This window comes from Streptomyces sp. NPDC049915 (assembly GCF_040656475.1).
Lineage (GTDB): Bacteria > Actinomycetota > Actinomycetes > Streptomycetales > Streptomycetaceae > Streptomyces.
On the sequence record NZ_JBFAMH010000021.1, the window covers coordinates 64308 to 78496 of the forward strand.

Genomic DNA, 14189 nt, shown 5'->3' on the forward strand with positions numbered 1-14189 from the left:
CTCATCCGGAGATCTGGATGGTGGCGGAGGCGAAGGTGGGGAGTTGGAAGGTGACTTCCGTTGTGTTGGCCGGGGGAGCGGGGAACTGCATGAAGACGGGGATGGACTCTCCTGCCTTCAGCCTCGGCATGCCGGTCGTCGTCAGAGGACGGCCATCGGTATCGCGGAGAACGTAGTAGCGCTTCTTTCCCCCGGAGTCCACAAGAGTTGCACCGCCCAGAGACGCGCCGTGCTTGATCACCTCTGTCTCGTCGCCCGCAGTCCGTACCGAAACCCGCGCCGGCTGGGCGCCGTCGTTCTTCAAGTCGCCGTTCACCGTGACGAATCCCCCGGAGTCCCGCTTGGCGGAGGTGATGGTGAGGATCAGACCCCCCTCCCCCTTCAACTCGGCCAGCGGTTCGTCCGTACCTTGCTGAGCAGTCGCGTTGGAGCCGCCCTGGGTTGCCGCCGACGCTGATGTCTGCGGCTTGTTGTCGTCGCTACCACCACCGCCGCACCCGGCCATACCGACAGCCAGACCGACCGCCACCGCCAGCGCGGTCATCCCCCTGCGCATGCTCATCGCTCCGCTTCCTTCTCCACTCATCGTTCGGTGATCATTCGGCCAGGTGGACGTCGAACAAGTCCTGCGGTTCCGGAAGGCTCTTGGGGTCCTGCGGGTCGAGCTGCCAGTCCCCGTCCTTGCAGGTGAGCAGCGGCAGTACATCGTCGGCGTGCTTGCCAGGAAGCTTGGAGCCGCACAGGGGTTCAATCACCGCCCGTGCCGACGCGATCGCATGCCTGCTTTCCGTGCCGGGCACGATGGAGTCCCCGACCGGGTTGTCCGCCTTCACCTCGACCTCGTACCCCAGTGGCCCGGTCGCAGCACAGCGCTCGACGTGTGCGTCGTTCCGTGCTGCAAGTTGATCGGCAAGCGGGCACGAGGAATCTACCGCTACGTCGCCGTCGAAGATGCTCTGCCACTTGTCCGGATCGCGTATGTCCGCGACCCAACGGGCGGCAAGCTGGTCCCGAGTGTCCTGAGCTGCCGCCAGAGCAGCGGCGTCGGCCGCCGTCTGCGCACCGTTCCTGTTGGCTCCGGCCTGGCCGACAGCCAAGTAGGCGAGCGCGAGAAAGAGCAGGCCTGCCACCACGGTGATGTAGATGGGGAAGGCCTGCCCTGCGTCCCGGGCTCTGCAGAGCGTCAGCCGCCGATGACCTCGTCCACCTTGCTCACGATGGCGTCGTAGATCGTCTGCCCGATGTCCGTGCCCGTGATCGCCAACACGATGGCGACCACGACCGCGATGATGCCCAGATACTCCACCGCCGTCTGGCCCCTGTCGTTGCGGGCGATGCGGGTGATCCAGTTGCTCATGGTGCTCCCCTCTGTCGGCCCCGGCACCGTAGAGCGCCCCGCCGCCGCGCTTGGAGGGTCCCTGGGCCCAAATGCGGGCCCAGGCGTTCACCTGCACTCCCGGGGGGCCGTGCCCAGCCACTTGGCCGTCGCCTCCGCGCGGCTGGTGCTGTGGAGCTTGGCGAAGATGCGGTTGATGTGGTTCTTGACCGTCTTCTCGCTGATGAAACAGGCCGCAGCGATCTGCTGGTTCGTCAGGCCCGTGGCGATGAGGTCCATGATCTCCGCTTCCCGCGCGCTGAGTTGAGCACCCAACGGCGTCGAATGTCCCACATCATGTTGCAGTTGTGAAGAGGACGAGGAGTAAACGCCGCGATTCTGCGTCAGTTTCGCCGCGTTGCCGTGTGCAGTCGCACTCCCGTCACTCCGCAGGTGTCCGAGCAACGCCTCCGTCGCCGTCGGAGACGTGTGCGGGCGGCCCCTGCTCGCGTCCCGTACCGCCGTCAGGAGCTGGTCCACCGTGAACTCGCCGTGCACCAGGTACCCCGCCGCTCCCCTGCGCAGTGCCTCCAGCGTGGTCTCCGCATCACCGCTGTAGGTGAGCATGAGGACCGGCGCTAGCGGGGCCAGATACGGGAGGGCGGTCAGGCCGTCGACGCCGGGCATGTGGACGTCCAGGAGGATCACATCGGGGCGGTGCCGGTGGGCCGCCTCCTGGGCCTCACGGCCCTCGGACGCCTGCGCCACGACCGTGATGTCCTCGTGGCTGGTCAGGAGTGCCGTCAGGCCCGCGCGTACGACCGGATTGTCGTCCGCGACCAGGACGCGCAGGACGGCTGTCTCGGGGGGTGGCATCAGACGTCTCCGGTCGTCGGGCGCAGGGGAACCTCCACGCTGATGCTGGTACCCCAGGCCCTCTCGCCACAGCCGATGTCGAGGCGTGCGCCGATGGAGGTGGCGCGTTCGGCCATGCCCAGGAGGCCGAAGTGGCCGGCGCCGCGGAGGTGTTCGAGGGCCGCGCCCACAGGGAGGCCGGGTCCGTCGTCGCTGATCGTCATGCGGAGGTGGTCGTCGTGGAGGTCCGTGCGGACCTCGATCAGGCCGGGGCTCGCGTGGCGGTGGGCGTTCTCCAGGGCCTCGTCGCAGATCTTCAGGAGGTGGTGCGTCGTCGCGGGCGGCAGGGGCTGCGGCAGGAGCGGCGGGGTGGCTCGGTATTCCACCGGGATACCCGTGCGGCTCGTGAAGTCACTTGTGCGCAGCGCAAGTTCGGTGAGCAGGTCCGCGTCCGCGGCCTCGCCTCGGCGCAGGTCCGTCAGCAGGGCGCGGGCCTCCGTGGCGGCCCGGCGGGCGGCGCGGGCGATCAGGTCCGCCTGGTGTGCGATCACCACCGGGTCCGTGCACGGCCGGCTCGCCGAGGCCGCGAGACCGTCCGCCGCCAGCGCGACGCCGTGCAGCGTCTTGGCCACCGAGTCGTGCATCTCGCGGGCGAGACGAGCCCGTTCCGCGTCGGTGGCCTCGCGCGCGGCGAGCCGGGAGCGGGCCTGCGTGAGGGCCTGTGTCGCGGCGCCGAAGCCCAGGAGGAGGTTGCGCAGGGTGGAGCCGAGGGCTCCGGTCACCACGCACAGGCCGGGCAAGAGGAGCGCCTCGGCGGGGTTGGCGTGCAGGTCGTGGGCCGTCGCGTGGACCAGGAGCAGGATCAGGGACTGGAGGCTGGCGAAACAGGCTGCTCCGCGCCAGCTGTAGACGATGCCGGCGAGCAGGGGGGTGCAGACGCTGACGTAGGCGAGCGTGGTGTCTGGGCCGGCGGAGATCAGCAGGAGTGAGCCGAAGAGGGTGTCGACGGCGAGGAGTGTGGGGTGCCGCAGGAGGAGGGGGCCGAAGCGTTCCCAGTCGCGGAAGAGGGCGTAGGAGGCCATGAAGGTGACGACGACGGCCGCGCCGACCAGGCGGGTGCCCCAGCCGGGGGCGGCGTTGAGGAGGGCGGCGGGGGTGGCGAGCGCGATCATGGCCAGGCGGAACCCGAACACCTGGCGGCACAGGGCTTGCAGGGCGTTGCGTTCCGGTGCGGGTGCGGGTTCGTGGGTGGGCACGCGGCCTTCGGCGGGCGCCCCCGGTGCGGGCTGCTCGCCGTCGGTGGCTTTCCGGACGTTCACAGCGGCTCTCCCGCCGTTCGGCGGCCATGGCAGTCGCCCGTGCCGTGGCCTGTTCTCCGTCAGTGCCATCTGCCCACCCCTCCCCTCTACTCCCCCGTGATCGATCCGAAGTCCGTGCCCGAGCCCAGCAGCAGACCCGCTCCGAGGAGCAGCATCGTCGCCGGGACCATGAACGTCGTGATCATCAGCGTGGCCTTCGGCACCGCCCGGGCCGCCTTGCGCCGCGCGTTCTGTGCGTCCGTGCGGCGCATGTCCTTGGCGATGGAGACCAGCGTGTCGACGATCGGTGCGCCCAGTTCCTCACCCTGCTGCAGGGCGGTGACGAACATGGCGACCTGCTCGGAGTCGTTGCGGCGGCGCAGTTCCGCGAAGGCCTCGCGGCGGCTCATGCCGAGGTCCATCTGGCGCAGGGTGATGCGGATCTCGTCGGCCCAGGGGCCCTCGTAGCGGGACGCCACCCGGTCCAGGGCCTGGCGGAAGCCCAGACCGGCGCTGACGACGACGGCGAGGACGTCGAGGAAGTCCGGCAGGGTGCGTTCGATGACGTCCTTGCGGACGCGGATCGCCGCCCAGATGCCGACCTCCGTCCAGAAGGCGCCGAAGGCCAGCAGCAGCAGGGCGATCAGATACTGGCCGCGCAGGAGGAAGACCAGAAAGCCGACGGCGCCCAGGAAGCCGTAGACCGCTCTGCGCGCCGCGTAGCGGTCCAGGGTGAGGCCGCCCGGGTTGCCGGCCAGGTCGATCTTGCGGCGGTAGCGGGCGACCAGCCGGGGACCCATCAGGCGCAGTACGGCAGGGGCGTACCGCATGCCCATGCGGTCGATGAGGGAGTCGACCGCGCCGGTGCGGGTCGAGCCGACCTCCAGGGCGAGGGCGAGGTCCCCGGGGAGTTTCGCCTCCGCCCGGTACATGCGGATCCCGGTGAAGATGCCCGCCACGCTCAGCGCCATCAGCATTGCCAGTCCGAGTGCCATGCCAGTGCCTCCTCAGACGTCGATCCGGGACATACGGCGGATGAGGACGAAGCCGATCGCGTACAGCACGAACGCGATGATCACGCAGGCCTGGCCGACGGATGAACCCGTCATGCGGTCCAGGGCGCCGTCCTTGACGCCGTTCATCAGGAACAGGGAGCCGATGCCCATGACCGGGACGGCGTACGACGTCATGTTGACCTGGGAGAGCTGGGTGCGGATCTCCCGCCGGGTCTCCTTGCGTTCCTCCAGCGTCTCGGTGAGGTTGCGCAGTGCGCCGACGACCTGGCCGCCCGCCCGGTTCGACAGGACCAGGGTGGTCACCAGGACGACCAGTTCGCGGGAGGGGAGGCGGTCCGCCAGCTCGCCCAGGGCATCCTCCAACGGCACTCCGACCGCCAACTGGTCTGCGACCTTGGACAGTTCCTCGCCGGCCGGTGCCTCCAGCTCTTCCGCCGCCATGCCGATCGCGGTGCGCAGGGCGAGGCCGGCCTGGGTGGCGTTGGCCAGGATGCGGGCGAGTTCGGGGAGTTGGTTGATGAACTTCTCGATGCGTTTCTGGCGCTGCCAGGTGAGGAACTGCACGGCCGCCCAGACGCCGAGCAGGCCGGCGATGGGGCCGAAGAAGGGGGCCAGGGTCGCCTGGCCGAGCAGCCACAGGCCGGTCACGGTGGCCAGCATCGCCGCCGTGAACTCGCCCGGGGTCACATCCAGTCCCGTGGCGGCCAGGCGCAGCTCCAGCCTCCGGCCGAGTCGGGTGCGGCGCAAGCGGCGGTCCAGGTCGCGGAAGTGGCGGGTACGGCCTGTGACGGGGAGCGGGCCGGTGTGCGTCAGGCGCTCGACGAGGGCCGCGCGCTGGGCCCTGCCGCGGGCGTAGAGGTGGCCGCCGACGACGGCCAGCACGCAGGTCAGCAGGGTGACGCCGGTGGTCAGGATGATCAGAGTGTGCAGGTGCATGGCGGCCTACCTCGCCTCTCGGGTGGCCAGTTGTTCGGCGCTGTGGGCGACGCCGTAGGCCTGGGGGATGGGCTGGCCGGCCATGTAGAGGCGGTCTGCGGTGCGGCGCGGCAGCGGGAAGTACTGGAAGGTGCCGTATACGCGGCCGTCCCCGGTCATCGGCTGGGCCTGGAAGCGGGCGGCGGTGGCCAGGCGGTACGGCTCGCCGCCATGGCTGTCGAGCAGGGCGATCTCGGTGATGCGGCGGGCGCCGTCCGGGAAGCGGGTGAGCTGGACGATGACGTCGACGGCGCTGTTGATCTGGTCGTGCAGGGCCACGAAGGGGATCTCCACGTCGGACATGGACGCGAGGGTCTGCAACCGGGTGAGGGCGTCTTCGGCGCTGTTGGCGTGCACGGTGGCCAGGGAGCCGTCATGGCCGGTGGACATGGCCTGGAGCATGTCGAGGGACTCGCCGCCGCGGACCTCGCCGACGACGATCCGGTCGGGCCGCATGCGCAGCGAGTTGCGGACCAGGTCGCGGATGGTGATACGGCCCTTGCCCTCGACGTTGGGCGGGCGGGACTCCAGGCGGATCACGTGGGACTGCTGGAGCTGGAGTTCGGCGGAGTCCTCGATGGTGATGATGCGTTCGCCCTCGGGGATCAGCCCGGACAGTGCGTTGAGCAGGGTCGTCTTTCCGGTGCCGGTGGCGCCGGAGACGATGATGTTGAAGCGGGCCTGCACCAGGCCGGCGAGCAGGAACACCATGTGCTCGTCGAGGGAGTCGAAGCCGACCAGCTCGTGCAGGGTGAAGGAGCGCGGGAAGCGGCGGATGGTGAGGGTGGGGCCGGTCAGGGACAGCGGCGGGATGATGACGTTGACGCGTTCGCCGGACGGAAGGCGGGCGTCGACCATCGGGTTCGACTCGTCGACGCGGCGGTTGACCGTGGAGACGATCCGCTCGATGGTCTGCATCAGCTGATCGGCGCTGGCGAAGCGGAGCGGGAGCTGTTCGACGCGGCCGGCCCGCTCGACGAAGATCGCGTCGGGCCCGTTGACCATGATCTCGGTGATCGAGGCGTCCTCGAGGAGGGGTTCCAGGATGCCGAGGCCGAGCGCCTCGTCGACCACGCGGCGGATCAGCTGGGAGCGTTCGACCGTGGACAGGACGGGGCCCTCTCGACTGATGATGTGGCCGAGGACGCGTTCGAGGCGGGCCCGGCGGTCGGCGGCGGCCAGGGCCCCCATCTCCGCGAGGTCGATCTCCTCCAGCAGCTTGGCACGGTAGGAGGCGACCAAGTGGCCGTCCTCGCCGCGGCCGCGGTGCTCCTCGGGGGAGGTGACGCGTGCCCGCAGACTCATCTCAGGTGCTCCTCGGTCGGTGGTCGAGCGGCATGGTCGCGGTGCGCGTGGCGTTGCCGAAGTCCCAGACCAGGTTCGGGATGTGGACGGAGGCGGTGACCTGGACGGCCTCACCCAGGTCGGCCTTGTCGCAGGTGGTGCCGCCGGCCAAGGCGTCGCTGACGGCGTCCCGGCACGCCTGCTGGTAGTCGTCGTCCAGGGAGGCGCTGCGTGCCCCCGCCCGCGCCGCCGTACCGGCCTGCTGGGCGGCATAGGCGACCAGGCCCAGCTGGATGCCGGCAAGGGCGACGAGGAGGAGCACCGGCAGGAAGCCGAGGTACTCGATGGCCACCTGTCCGCGGTCGCGGAACCGGTGTGCGCGCTCGCAGTGCATCAGTCCTTCGCCTCCTCCACTGCGCCCGCCGAGCCGTGGACCGGGAACGGGAAGCCGATCACGCCCGGGAAGAGGATGGGCACTTCCAGACGGACGTGGGCCTTCACATAGCCGTCCGCCGTCACGCAGCCGACGTCCGCGGCGCCCCGCCAGGGGCCCGACAGCTTGTCCGTGCCGGCCTGTTGACAGGCCGCGTCGCGAGTTCCCGGGTCGGCTGCCGTGCCTGCCCGTACCGCCTCGTCGGCCGCGTTGCCGGCGAGGGTGAACGTGTAGCCGACGAGGACGCACTGCCACAGCACGACCAGGGTGATGATGATCAGTGGGGTCATGCCGAGGAACTCGACGGTGACCTGTCCCCCGTCCTTCCAGCGCTTCACCCGCCCTCCCTCCGTCTGCGCAGCACCAGCGCGCCGCGCCCGCCGGCCCGGTGGCCGCCCTCGGCGGGGCGGACGAGGCCGAGTTCGCCGGCGAGGGTCCACAGGGCCTGTTTCACGGCCGACTTGCTCTCCAGCTGGTGCAGCCGGCCGGCGTCGACGACGGCCTGGAGTTCCTTGAAGTGGGCCGGGATCACGGTGGCCGCGAGGGCGGTGCCGGTGATCTTCTGGATGAGGGCGGGCTGGATCTCCGTACTGCGGGTGTGCCGGTTGACGACGACGGTGGTCTCCTCGGCCTTGCGGATCTGAAGCCGGTCCCACAGGCGTACGGCCCGCTTGGCGCCGCGGACGGCGACCACGTCCGGGGTGGTGACCAGCAGGGCCGAGTCGGCCATCTCCACGGCCGTCGCCCCGGCGCCGGACAGCTGGGCGCCGCAGTCGACGACGACGATGTCGTAGCGGGAGCGCAGGGCGCTGACGAGGTGGCGGGCTGCGCGGTCGGTGACGTCCTCGGCGCGTTCGCCCTCGGCCGGGGCGAGCAGCAGGGCCAGTCCGGTGTCGTGGTTGAAGACGGCGTCGGCGAGGACGCGCGGGGTGATGTCGGTGATGGCGGCGAGGTCGACGACCGAGCGGCGGAACTGCACGTCGAGGTAGGAGGCGATGTCGCCGGTCTGCAGGTCGAGGTCGACGAGGGCGGTGGTGCGCCCCGCGGCCTGCGCGGCGAGAGCGAGATGGACGGCGGTGACGGTGGTGCCGACTCCGCCCTTGGCGCCGCTGACGGTGACGACGGTGCCACCGGAGCCGGTGAAGACGTCACCGCCGTGCCCGAGGTGGCGCCGGACGCCCACCGACCACTGGGCGACGGTCTGAACCCGGCCGGCGAGTTCCTCGTACGACAGGGGCAGGGCGAGCAGGCCGCGGGCGCCGGCGTCCATGGCGGCGGAGAAGAGGACGGGGCTGGCGTCGGTGGTGACGAGGATGACGCCGACCGACGGAAAGCGCAGGGCGACTTCGCGGATGAGTTCCAGGGCGGGAACGGGCCCGATGCGCTCGTGGACGACGACGACTTCGGGCAGTTCGTCGACGGACTCGCCGGCGAGGCGGGCGAGGGCGTCGACGAGCTGGGTGGAGTCGGCGACCGGGGCGGCGGGTTCGGTGTCGGGCAGCTGGCTGAGCAGGGTCGTCAGGGACCGGACGGCGTCGGTGTCGCCGACCGCGGGGAGGATCCTCGTGGGCATGCGGGCCTCTCACTTGTCCTTGGCGAGTTCGTACGTCCGGGCCTGCGGAGGCACGCTCGCGTCACCGCCCGGGGCCACCAGGGCGAGTCGGACCCGTTTGGCGAACGACTCGGCGTAGGTGATGCGCTGGGCGTCGAGCGCCGAGAGCGCGAAGGTGATGGGGACGGCCTCGGTGGTGCGGGTGCGCCGGTCGGCGTCGGGTTCGAGGGCGGTGAGCCTGCCGACGTTGAGGACCTTGGCGCCGGTGACGATGACCCGGGACTGGTCCGGGTCGCCCTGCTTCTGTCCTTCGAAGGTGGCGTAGACGTTGACGGACGCGCCGGGGGTGATCTGGCCGGCGACCCCGGTGGCCGCGTCGATCATGATGGCGACCTCCTGCTGCCCGGGCCGCAGGGCCGGCTGGTCGACGATCATGTCGCGCTGCAGCAGGGAGCCCGCCCGCAGAGTGGTGACGGCGATCTTGCCGCGCAGGGCGGCCAGGTCGGTGACGGCGGTGTCCGACAGCCACCGTTCGGGCATCTTCACCTGTTTGAACTGGCCGGGGCTGAGCTCGGTGTAGGGCGCCACGTCGCTCTTGACCTCGTACGCCGTGACCTCGGGCCCGACCTTGGACTTCACGTCGTCCACGACGGACAGGACGCCGGCGAACGCGCCGAGCGCGCACAGGACCGACAGGAGCAGGAGGATGACGCCGCGGCGCTGACGGGAGTTCATGGACCGTGCAACCTCATCGGATGGTGGGCGAGGGGGGTGGCGGGGGCGGTCGGACGGGCTCAGCCCGCGGGGACCGGGAGGTCGTGGGCGGGCGGCGGTGCGGCGGAGCAGAAGACGCAGCGGTCACCGATGACGCGGATACCGCACCAGTGGCAGGTGCTCTGCCGTACGGAGGTGACGAGCTGGTACAGCACCGGCAGATCGGACAGGTAGGAGCAGAACTCGACGAGCTTGCCGGTGCCCCACCAGGCGGCGGACTCGGTGGGCAGCGGCGCCTCGTGCAGGCCCTGAACGTTCCAGGCGGGGGCGAGGGTGCCGGTGACCCAGTCGGAGGTGAGCTGCCCCTTGGCGTGCACCAGCCGCGTCGCGAACTCCGGGCCCTTCAGGGCGGCCTCGGGTCCCAGCCGGACCAGCTGCGGCTCGGGGTGGGCGAGGACGGCGAACTGACTGCCCGGCAGCCAGGACCGGGCGTGCGCCTTGAGGTCGACGGGGACGCGGTCGAGGCGGGCGACGGAGCCGAGCAGGGCGCCGGCGTGGAGGTAGTGGGTGAGCAGCCTCCCGGCCGAGGCGAGGACGCCGGGAGACAGATCGCAGGAGGCGAGCTGGCGAAGCTGGCGGGCGAGGACGGCGACGGCGAGGGGCGGCAGATCGGGCCGGAAGAGCGCGATCCGGTCGCTCTCCAGCAGGGAGCGGACGGTGTGCAGCCGCTGCTCGACACCGGCCGGGGCGCCGCGTGAGTACACGACGACGACATGTCCGTACTGTTCGACGAGGGCGTGCAGGCTGAGAACCGCCTGCTCCAGCGGTTGCCGGTCGAGGTCCGGCAGGACGGCGGCGGGCAGGGTCCGCTCGTCCTGCGCCGGCAGGGCCAGTTCGGCACTGGTCACGGCGACGGCAGTTGGCACGTGCAGCTCCCCCCTCACGTCCCCGCTCCACACCGGCCGGTCCCACCGGTCACGTGAGTCCACCGGCGTGACTTCACTGCGTGACTACGTGAGCACTGTAACCACGCGTCTGTGAGCGGAGAACAGCGTTTGTGGAGCTGAGAAGGATTTGCCGTCTGACAAGTCACGCCAAAACGGGGCAGGTTGCGCGATCAGCCCCACAGGTCACCGATTTGGTCTGGACCTCTTGACAGTCATATTGGTCTGGACCAACTTGTGCCCATGTCCCCACACAACCGATCGGCCCGGCTCTGGTCCGGTGCCGTCACCGCCGCCCTCGCTCTCACCCTCGCCGGTGCGGGCCAGGCGTCCGCAGCGGACGTCAACAACGCCCGGAACGCCGGCTTCGAGTCCGGTCTGGGCAACTGGAGTTGTTCCGCCGGCAGCGGGGCGACCGTCTCCTCGCCCGTGCACGGCGGTGCGGCCGCGTTGAAGGCCACGCCCGCCGGGCAGGACAACGCCCGGTGCGCCCAGACCGTCGCCGTCAAGCCCAACTCGACGTACTCCCTGAGCGCGTGGGTCCAGGGCGGGTACGCCTACCTGGGCGTGACGGGCACGGGCACGAGCGACGTCTCGACGTGGACGCCGGACTCCGCTTCCTGGAAGCAGCTGACGACGAGCTTCACCACGGGCGCGTCCACGACGTCGGTGACGCTGTACCTGCACGGCTGGTACGGCCAGGCGGCGTACTACGCCGACGACGTGCAGGTGTACGGCCCCGACGGCGGCGGAGGCACCGACCCGGCCCCGACCGTCCCCGCCGCCCCGGCGGGCCTGGCCGTCTCCGGTACGACGTCCTCCTCCGTCTCCCTCTCCTGGAACGCGGTGCCGGGCGCGACGGGGTACACCGTCTACCGCGACGGCGCGAAAGCGGCGTCGGTGACGGGCACGTCGGCCACGGTCTCCGGGCTCGCGGCCGCCACGTCGTACTCCTTCCAGGTCACGGCGTCCAACGCGGCCGGTGAGTCGGCGAGGTCGGCGGCCGTGCCGGCGACGACCGCCGGCACCGGTGGCGGTGGCGGTACGGGGCTGCCGAAGCACACGGTGACGGGCTACTGGCAGAACTTCAACAACGGCGCGACGGTGCAGAAGCTGTCGGACGTGCCGTCGGCGTACGACATCATCGCCGTCGCCTTCGCGGACGCGACGACCACGCCGGGCGCCGTGAGCTTCACGCTGGACTCGGCGGGCCTGGGTGGCTACACCGTCGACCAGTTCAAGGCGGACATCCGGGCCAAGCAGGCCGCCGGCAAGAAGGTCATCGTCTCGGTGGGCGGCCAGAACGGCACGGTGTCCATCAGTGACTCGGCGTCCGCGACGAACTTCGCCAACTCCGTGTACGCGCTGATGCAGACGTACGGCTTCGACGGCGTCGACATCGATCTGGAGAGCGGGCTGAACCCGACGTACATGACGCAGGCGCTGCGGGCGCTCGCGGCGAAGGGGGGCCCGTCCCTGATCCTCACCATGGCCCCGCAGACGATCGACATGCAGTCCACGTCCGCCGGCTACTTCCAGACGGCGCTGAACGTGAAGGACATCCTCACGGTCGTCAACATGCAGTACTACAACAGCGGTTCGATGCTCGGCTGCGACGGCAAGGTCTACAGCCAGGGCACGGTCGACTTCCTCACCGCCCTGGCCTGCATCCAGCTCGAGGGCGGCCTGTCGCCGTCCCAGGTGGGCCTCGGCCTCCCGGCCTCCACCCGCGCGTCGGGCAGCGGCTACGTCTCCCCCAGCGTGGTGGACAACGCCCTGGACTGCCTGACGAAGCTGACCAACTGCGGCACCTTCAAACCGTCGAAGACGTACCCCGACCTGCGGGGTGCGATGACCTGGTCGACCAACTGGGACGCGGCCGCGGGGAACGCGTGGTCGTCGGCGGTGGGGGCGCATGTGCACGCGCTGCCGTGACGCGTGACGCGTGACCCGAAGCCATGCCCTGCCCGCGGTGACGGGGGCAGGGCAGCCCGCCCCCTGCTGAATGCCGCCTTAAAGCAAGTCACCGTCGAGGAAAAGCGGGGCGGGCGGCTCCGGCCTCACAGGACTCTCGCCGCAGTGCCGCGAGGTCACAGAAGTCGGTGTCCGGCATCCGCCCCCCTGCCAGGGCGGCGGATTTATCAGGAGGTCAGGAACGTGGGGCGTGAGTGAACTGTCGCTGCCTCCCGAGCACATGCGCCTCACCCCTGCAGAAGATCCGTGAAATATCCCTGGATTTCATCCTAGAATTCCTCCTGCTTCACCTGACGCAGATGCTCCAGATGAGCCGTCGTCACATGGCCGGTCGAGGCGATCTCGAGAAGGGCATGCAGTTGCGCTTCCAGAGTTCCCTCATCCTCTTCACAGGCGGCCGCCAGTGAAAGCACGGCTGCAAGCGCGGCAGCTTCGCACTCCGAGTAGGAGGAAACCCAGTCGGTAGCCTTCTCGGCGCCCTCCTCTCGACGTCTCGCGTCTGCATGCGAGACCATGCGAACAAGGTCGAGCAGCGATTCTGCCTTCATTCGAGAACCCTCATCCGTCACCTTATTGATTGGGGCCTTTCGGATTGTGCATCTGCCTGTGACAGAGGTTGCCCGCGTCGTCTTGATACCTGCCGCCGATGGAGATCCGATAGACGTCCCCGTTGGCCGCGTCCGAACCAGGTGGAGCCGTTCCGTGAGGCGGGCCGCTGCGCCTCAGGTCCCACCCGGCCCGGCCAGGGAACGTGTCGTCCGGGTCGAATTGTGCCGGCTACTCCCCCGGCTGCCTCCGCCAAGGCCCTCGCGGCGGGGGCCGCCCCTGGCGACTCCACGTGGTCCGAGCGGGGTGCGCCCCCTTGCTCAGCCCCGATACCGACGCTGCGCTGAACCTGCCGCTGATCTGCTGCCCCTGCCCGTGACGACGGGGCAGCGACGTTCTTCAACAAGGCGGCTGCGTTCGTTCACATGCCGTCCGGGATCGATGCGAGGAACACGTCGATCTCCGACTTCACGTACCGCGACACATCCTTCAGCAAGGGCAGGAGTGACTTCAGTTCGCGGGCGAGATCAGGATGCTGGTCCCACACGTCGGAGCCTCTGGTGACGACCGCGTAGAGCAAGTCACCGTCGAGGAAGCCCCCGGCAGCCTGTTCCTCCGCCTCGCGGCCAAGAATGTCCAGAGCCAGTGGCAAGAGCCAGGGCAAGCCGACGTTCTGGCCGATCAGACGCGCCAACTCATGAGGTTCCAGCGTGCCGATCGGGCGTCGGCGCCACTCATGGACGGTCCTGACCAGCGACGTCGCATCGGTGGGCGGGTCGCCCCAGCGCTCACCGTCCAATTGCTCGAGCGACTTGGTGCGGTCGATGGACCGGGTCATCGTCATGGATCCTCTCGTGACGCCTCTGGGCACGCTGGGTACTGCTGTGAGTCGGCCGAGGGCGGGGGGAGTCCAGGCGGACAGCGTGACGTTCTCCACGGCCAGGAACGCCAGGTGGCACTGCACCGTGTCGGCCCCCGCGTCCATCCATTCCTGCGGCGGGCGGGCCGGGAAGCCCGGCAGATCGACCCGCAGGGTCAGCGTCGGGCCGTAGGGGCTCCGGTTCACCGAACGGACACGGAGGCCGGCGCTCAGATCCGGGACCTTTCCGTAAAGGCGGTGGAGGGCATCCGGGTTCGCGAGGAGGTCATGGACGTACGACATCAGCGGCACGCTATTCCACCGGCGGCCGTGCCGCCCACTCGGCCACCCTGATGAGAGGCGGCCGCTGACGCCTCAGGTCCCACCCGGCCCCGGCCAGGGAACGTGTCGTCTCGTCCGGGTC

The 14189-nt window shown here is 70.1% G+C and carries 17 protein-coding genes; 1 reads left to right on the forward strand and 16 read right to left on the reverse strand.

The genetic code is table 11. The features are described 5' to 3' along the window. Position 1: 1 nt before the first annotated feature. The 13 genes from AB0J12_RS28945 to AB0J12_RS29005 all read right to left on the reverse strand — a co-directional run bounded on the left by AB0J12_RS28945 (position 2) and on the right by AB0J12_RS29005 (position 10368). Complete coding sequence (locus tag AB0J12_RS28945; protein WP_363267444.1) at positions 2 to 562, reverse strand: hypothetical protein; 561 nt, start codon at positions 560 to 562, stop codon at positions 2 to 4. Positions 563 to 596: 34 nt separating this feature from the next. Beyond that, entirely contained in the window at positions 597 to 1130 is a 534-nt protein-coding gene (locus AB0J12_RS28950) for a pilus assembly protein TadG-related protein (RefSeq protein WP_363267445.1), read from the reverse strand. A gap of 53 nt (positions 1131 to 1183) precedes the next feature. Continuing rightward, positions 1184 to 1357 (reverse strand): hypothetical protein, encoded by a 174-nt coding sequence (locus tag AB0J12_RS28955; protein WP_363267446.1) that lies wholly within the window; start codon positions 1355 to 1357, stop codon positions 1184 to 1186. An 87-nt stretch (positions 1358 to 1444) separates the two neighbouring features. Then, positions 1445 to 2191, reverse strand: a complete 747-nt coding sequence (locus AB0J12_RS28960; RefSeq protein WP_363267447.1) for a response regulator transcription factor — start codon at positions 2189 to 2191, stop codon at positions 1445 to 1447. Continuing rightward, entirely contained in the window at positions 2191 to 3489 is a 1299-nt protein-coding gene (locus AB0J12_RS28965; RefSeq protein ID WP_363267449.1) for a histidine kinase, read from the reverse strand. The genes AB0J12_RS28960 and AB0J12_RS28965 overlap by 1 nt, the downstream gene beginning before the upstream one ends. 86 nt (positions 3490 to 3575) lie before the next feature. Then, positions 3576 to 4463 carry a DUF5936 domain-containing protein gene (locus AB0J12_RS28970; RefSeq protein ID WP_363267450.1) on the reverse strand — a complete coding sequence of 296 codons (888 nt, stop codon included), beginning with the start codon at positions 4461 to 4463 and terminating at the stop codon, positions 3576 to 3578. Positions 4464 to 4475: 12 nt separating this feature from the next. Beyond that, positions 4476 to 5420 (reverse strand): type II secretion system F family protein, encoded by a 945-nt coding sequence (locus tag AB0J12_RS28975; protein ID WP_363267451.1) that lies wholly within the window; start codon positions 5418 to 5420, stop codon positions 4476 to 4478. A 6-nt stretch (positions 5421 to 5426) separates the two neighbouring features. Beyond that, entirely contained in the window at positions 5427 to 6764 is a 1338-nt protein-coding gene (locus AB0J12_RS28980) for a CpaF family protein (RefSeq protein WP_363267452.1), read from the reverse strand. Between the two features lies 1 nt (position 6765). Then, the gene (locus tag AB0J12_RS28985) at positions 6766 to 7137 is read right to left on the reverse strand and encodes a TadE/TadG family type IV pilus assembly protein (RefSeq protein ID WP_363267453.1); all 372 of its coding nucleotides are present in this window, start codon (positions 7135 to 7137) and stop codon (positions 6766 to 6768) included. Then, complete coding sequence (locus AB0J12_RS28990) at positions 7137 to 7466, reverse strand: pilus assembly protein (RefSeq protein WP_363267519.1); 330 nt, start codon at positions 7464 to 7466, stop codon at positions 7137 to 7139. Before AB0J12_RS28990 ends, AB0J12_RS28985 begins: the two co-directional genes overlap by 1 nt. Positions 7467 to 7510: 44 nt before the next feature. Further along, the gene (locus AB0J12_RS28995; protein WP_363267454.1) at positions 7511 to 8749 is read right to left on the reverse strand and encodes an AAA family ATPase; all 1239 of its coding nucleotides are present in this window, start codon (positions 8747 to 8749) and stop codon (positions 7511 to 7513) included. Positions 8750 to 8758: 9 nt separating this feature from the next. Next, positions 8759 to 9463, reverse strand: a complete 705-nt coding sequence (gene cpaB, locus AB0J12_RS29000; RefSeq protein WP_363267455.1) for a Flp pilus assembly protein CpaB — start codon at positions 9461 to 9463, stop codon at positions 8759 to 8761. 59 nt (positions 9464 to 9522) lie between these two features. After that, entirely contained in the window at positions 9523 to 10368 is an 846-nt protein-coding gene (locus AB0J12_RS29005) for a hypothetical protein (RefSeq protein WP_363267456.1), read from the reverse strand. A 261-nt stretch (positions 10369 to 10629) separates the two neighbouring features. On the opposite strand from AB0J12_RS29005, the gene AB0J12_RS29010 reads away from it, so the two are divergent. Further along, a complete protein-coding gene (locus AB0J12_RS29010) occupies positions 10630 to 12321 on the forward strand; it encodes a glycoside hydrolase family 18 protein (RefSeq protein ID WP_363267457.1) in 1692 nt (563 codons plus the stop codon). Between the two features lie 308 nt (positions 12322 to 12629). Here the strand turns inward: AB0J12_RS29010 and AB0J12_RS29015 are convergent, their stop codons facing one another. The 3 genes from AB0J12_RS29015 to AB0J12_RS29025 all read right to left on the reverse strand — a co-directional run bounded on the left by AB0J12_RS29015 (position 12630) and on the right by AB0J12_RS29025 (position 14068). Next, on the reverse strand, positions 12630 to 12929 hold the full coding sequence (locus AB0J12_RS29015; protein WP_363267458.1) for a hypothetical protein: 300 nt from the start codon (positions 12927 to 12929) through the stop codon (positions 12630 to 12632). Position 12930: 1 nt separating this feature from the next. Further along, a complete protein-coding gene (locus tag AB0J12_RS29020; protein WP_363267520.1) occupies positions 12931 to 13086 on the reverse strand; it encodes a polymorphic toxin type 30 domain-containing protein in 156 nt (51 codons plus the stop codon). A 241-nt stretch (positions 13087 to 13327) separates the two neighbouring features. Further along, entirely contained in the window at positions 13328 to 14068 is a 741-nt protein-coding gene (locus AB0J12_RS29025) for a contact-dependent growth inhibition system immunity protein (RefSeq protein WP_363267459.1), read from the reverse strand. Between the last annotated feature and the right edge of the window lie 121 nt (positions 14069 to 14189).

Coding starts and splice junctions, on each gene's coding strand:
- AB0J12_RS29010 (WP_363267457.1), top strand. CDS start 10,630: ATGTCCCCACACAACCGATCGGCCCGGCTCTGGTCCGGTGCCGTCACC.
- AB0J12_RS29025 (WP_363267459.1), bottom strand. CDS start 14,068: ATGTCGTACGTCCATGACCTCCTCGCGAACCCGGATGCCCTCCACCGC.
- AB0J12_RS28980 (WP_363267452.1), bottom strand. CDS start 6,764: ATGAGTCTGCGGGCACGCGTCACCTCCCCCGAGGAGCACCGCGGCCGC.
- AB0J12_RS28970 (WP_363267450.1), bottom strand. CDS start 4,463: ATGGCACTCGGACTGGCAATGCTGATGGCGCTGAGCGTGGCGGGCATC.
- AB0J12_RS28985 (WP_363267453.1), bottom strand. CDS start 7,137: ATGCACTGCGAGCGCGCACACCGGTTCCGCGACCGCGGACAGGTGGCC.
- AB0J12_RS28945 (WP_363267444.1), bottom strand. CDS start 562: ATGAGCATGCGCAGGGGGATGACCGCGCTGGCGGTGGCGGTCGGTCTG.
- AB0J12_RS28995 (WP_363267454.1), bottom strand. CDS start 8,749: ATGCCCACGAGGATCCTCCCCGCGGTCGGCGACACCGACGCCGTCCGG.
- AB0J12_RS28955 (WP_363267446.1), bottom strand. CDS start 1,357: ATGAGCAACTGGATCACCCGCATCGCCCGCAACGACAGGGGCCAGACG.
- AB0J12_RS28960 (WP_363267447.1), bottom strand. CDS start 2,191: ATGCCACCCCCCGAGACAGCCGTCCTGCGCGTCCTGGTCGCGGACGAC.
- AB0J12_RS28975 (WP_363267451.1), bottom strand. CDS start 5,420: ATGCACCTGCACACTCTGATCATCCTGACCACCGGCGTCACCCTGCTG.
- AB0J12_RS28990 (WP_363267519.1), bottom strand. CDS start 7,466: ATGACCCCACTGATCATCATCACCCTGGTCGTGCTGTGGCAGTGCGTC.
- cpaB (WP_363267455.1), bottom strand. CDS start 9,463: ATGAACTCCCGTCAGCGCCGCGGCGTCATCCTCCTGCTCCTGTCGGTC.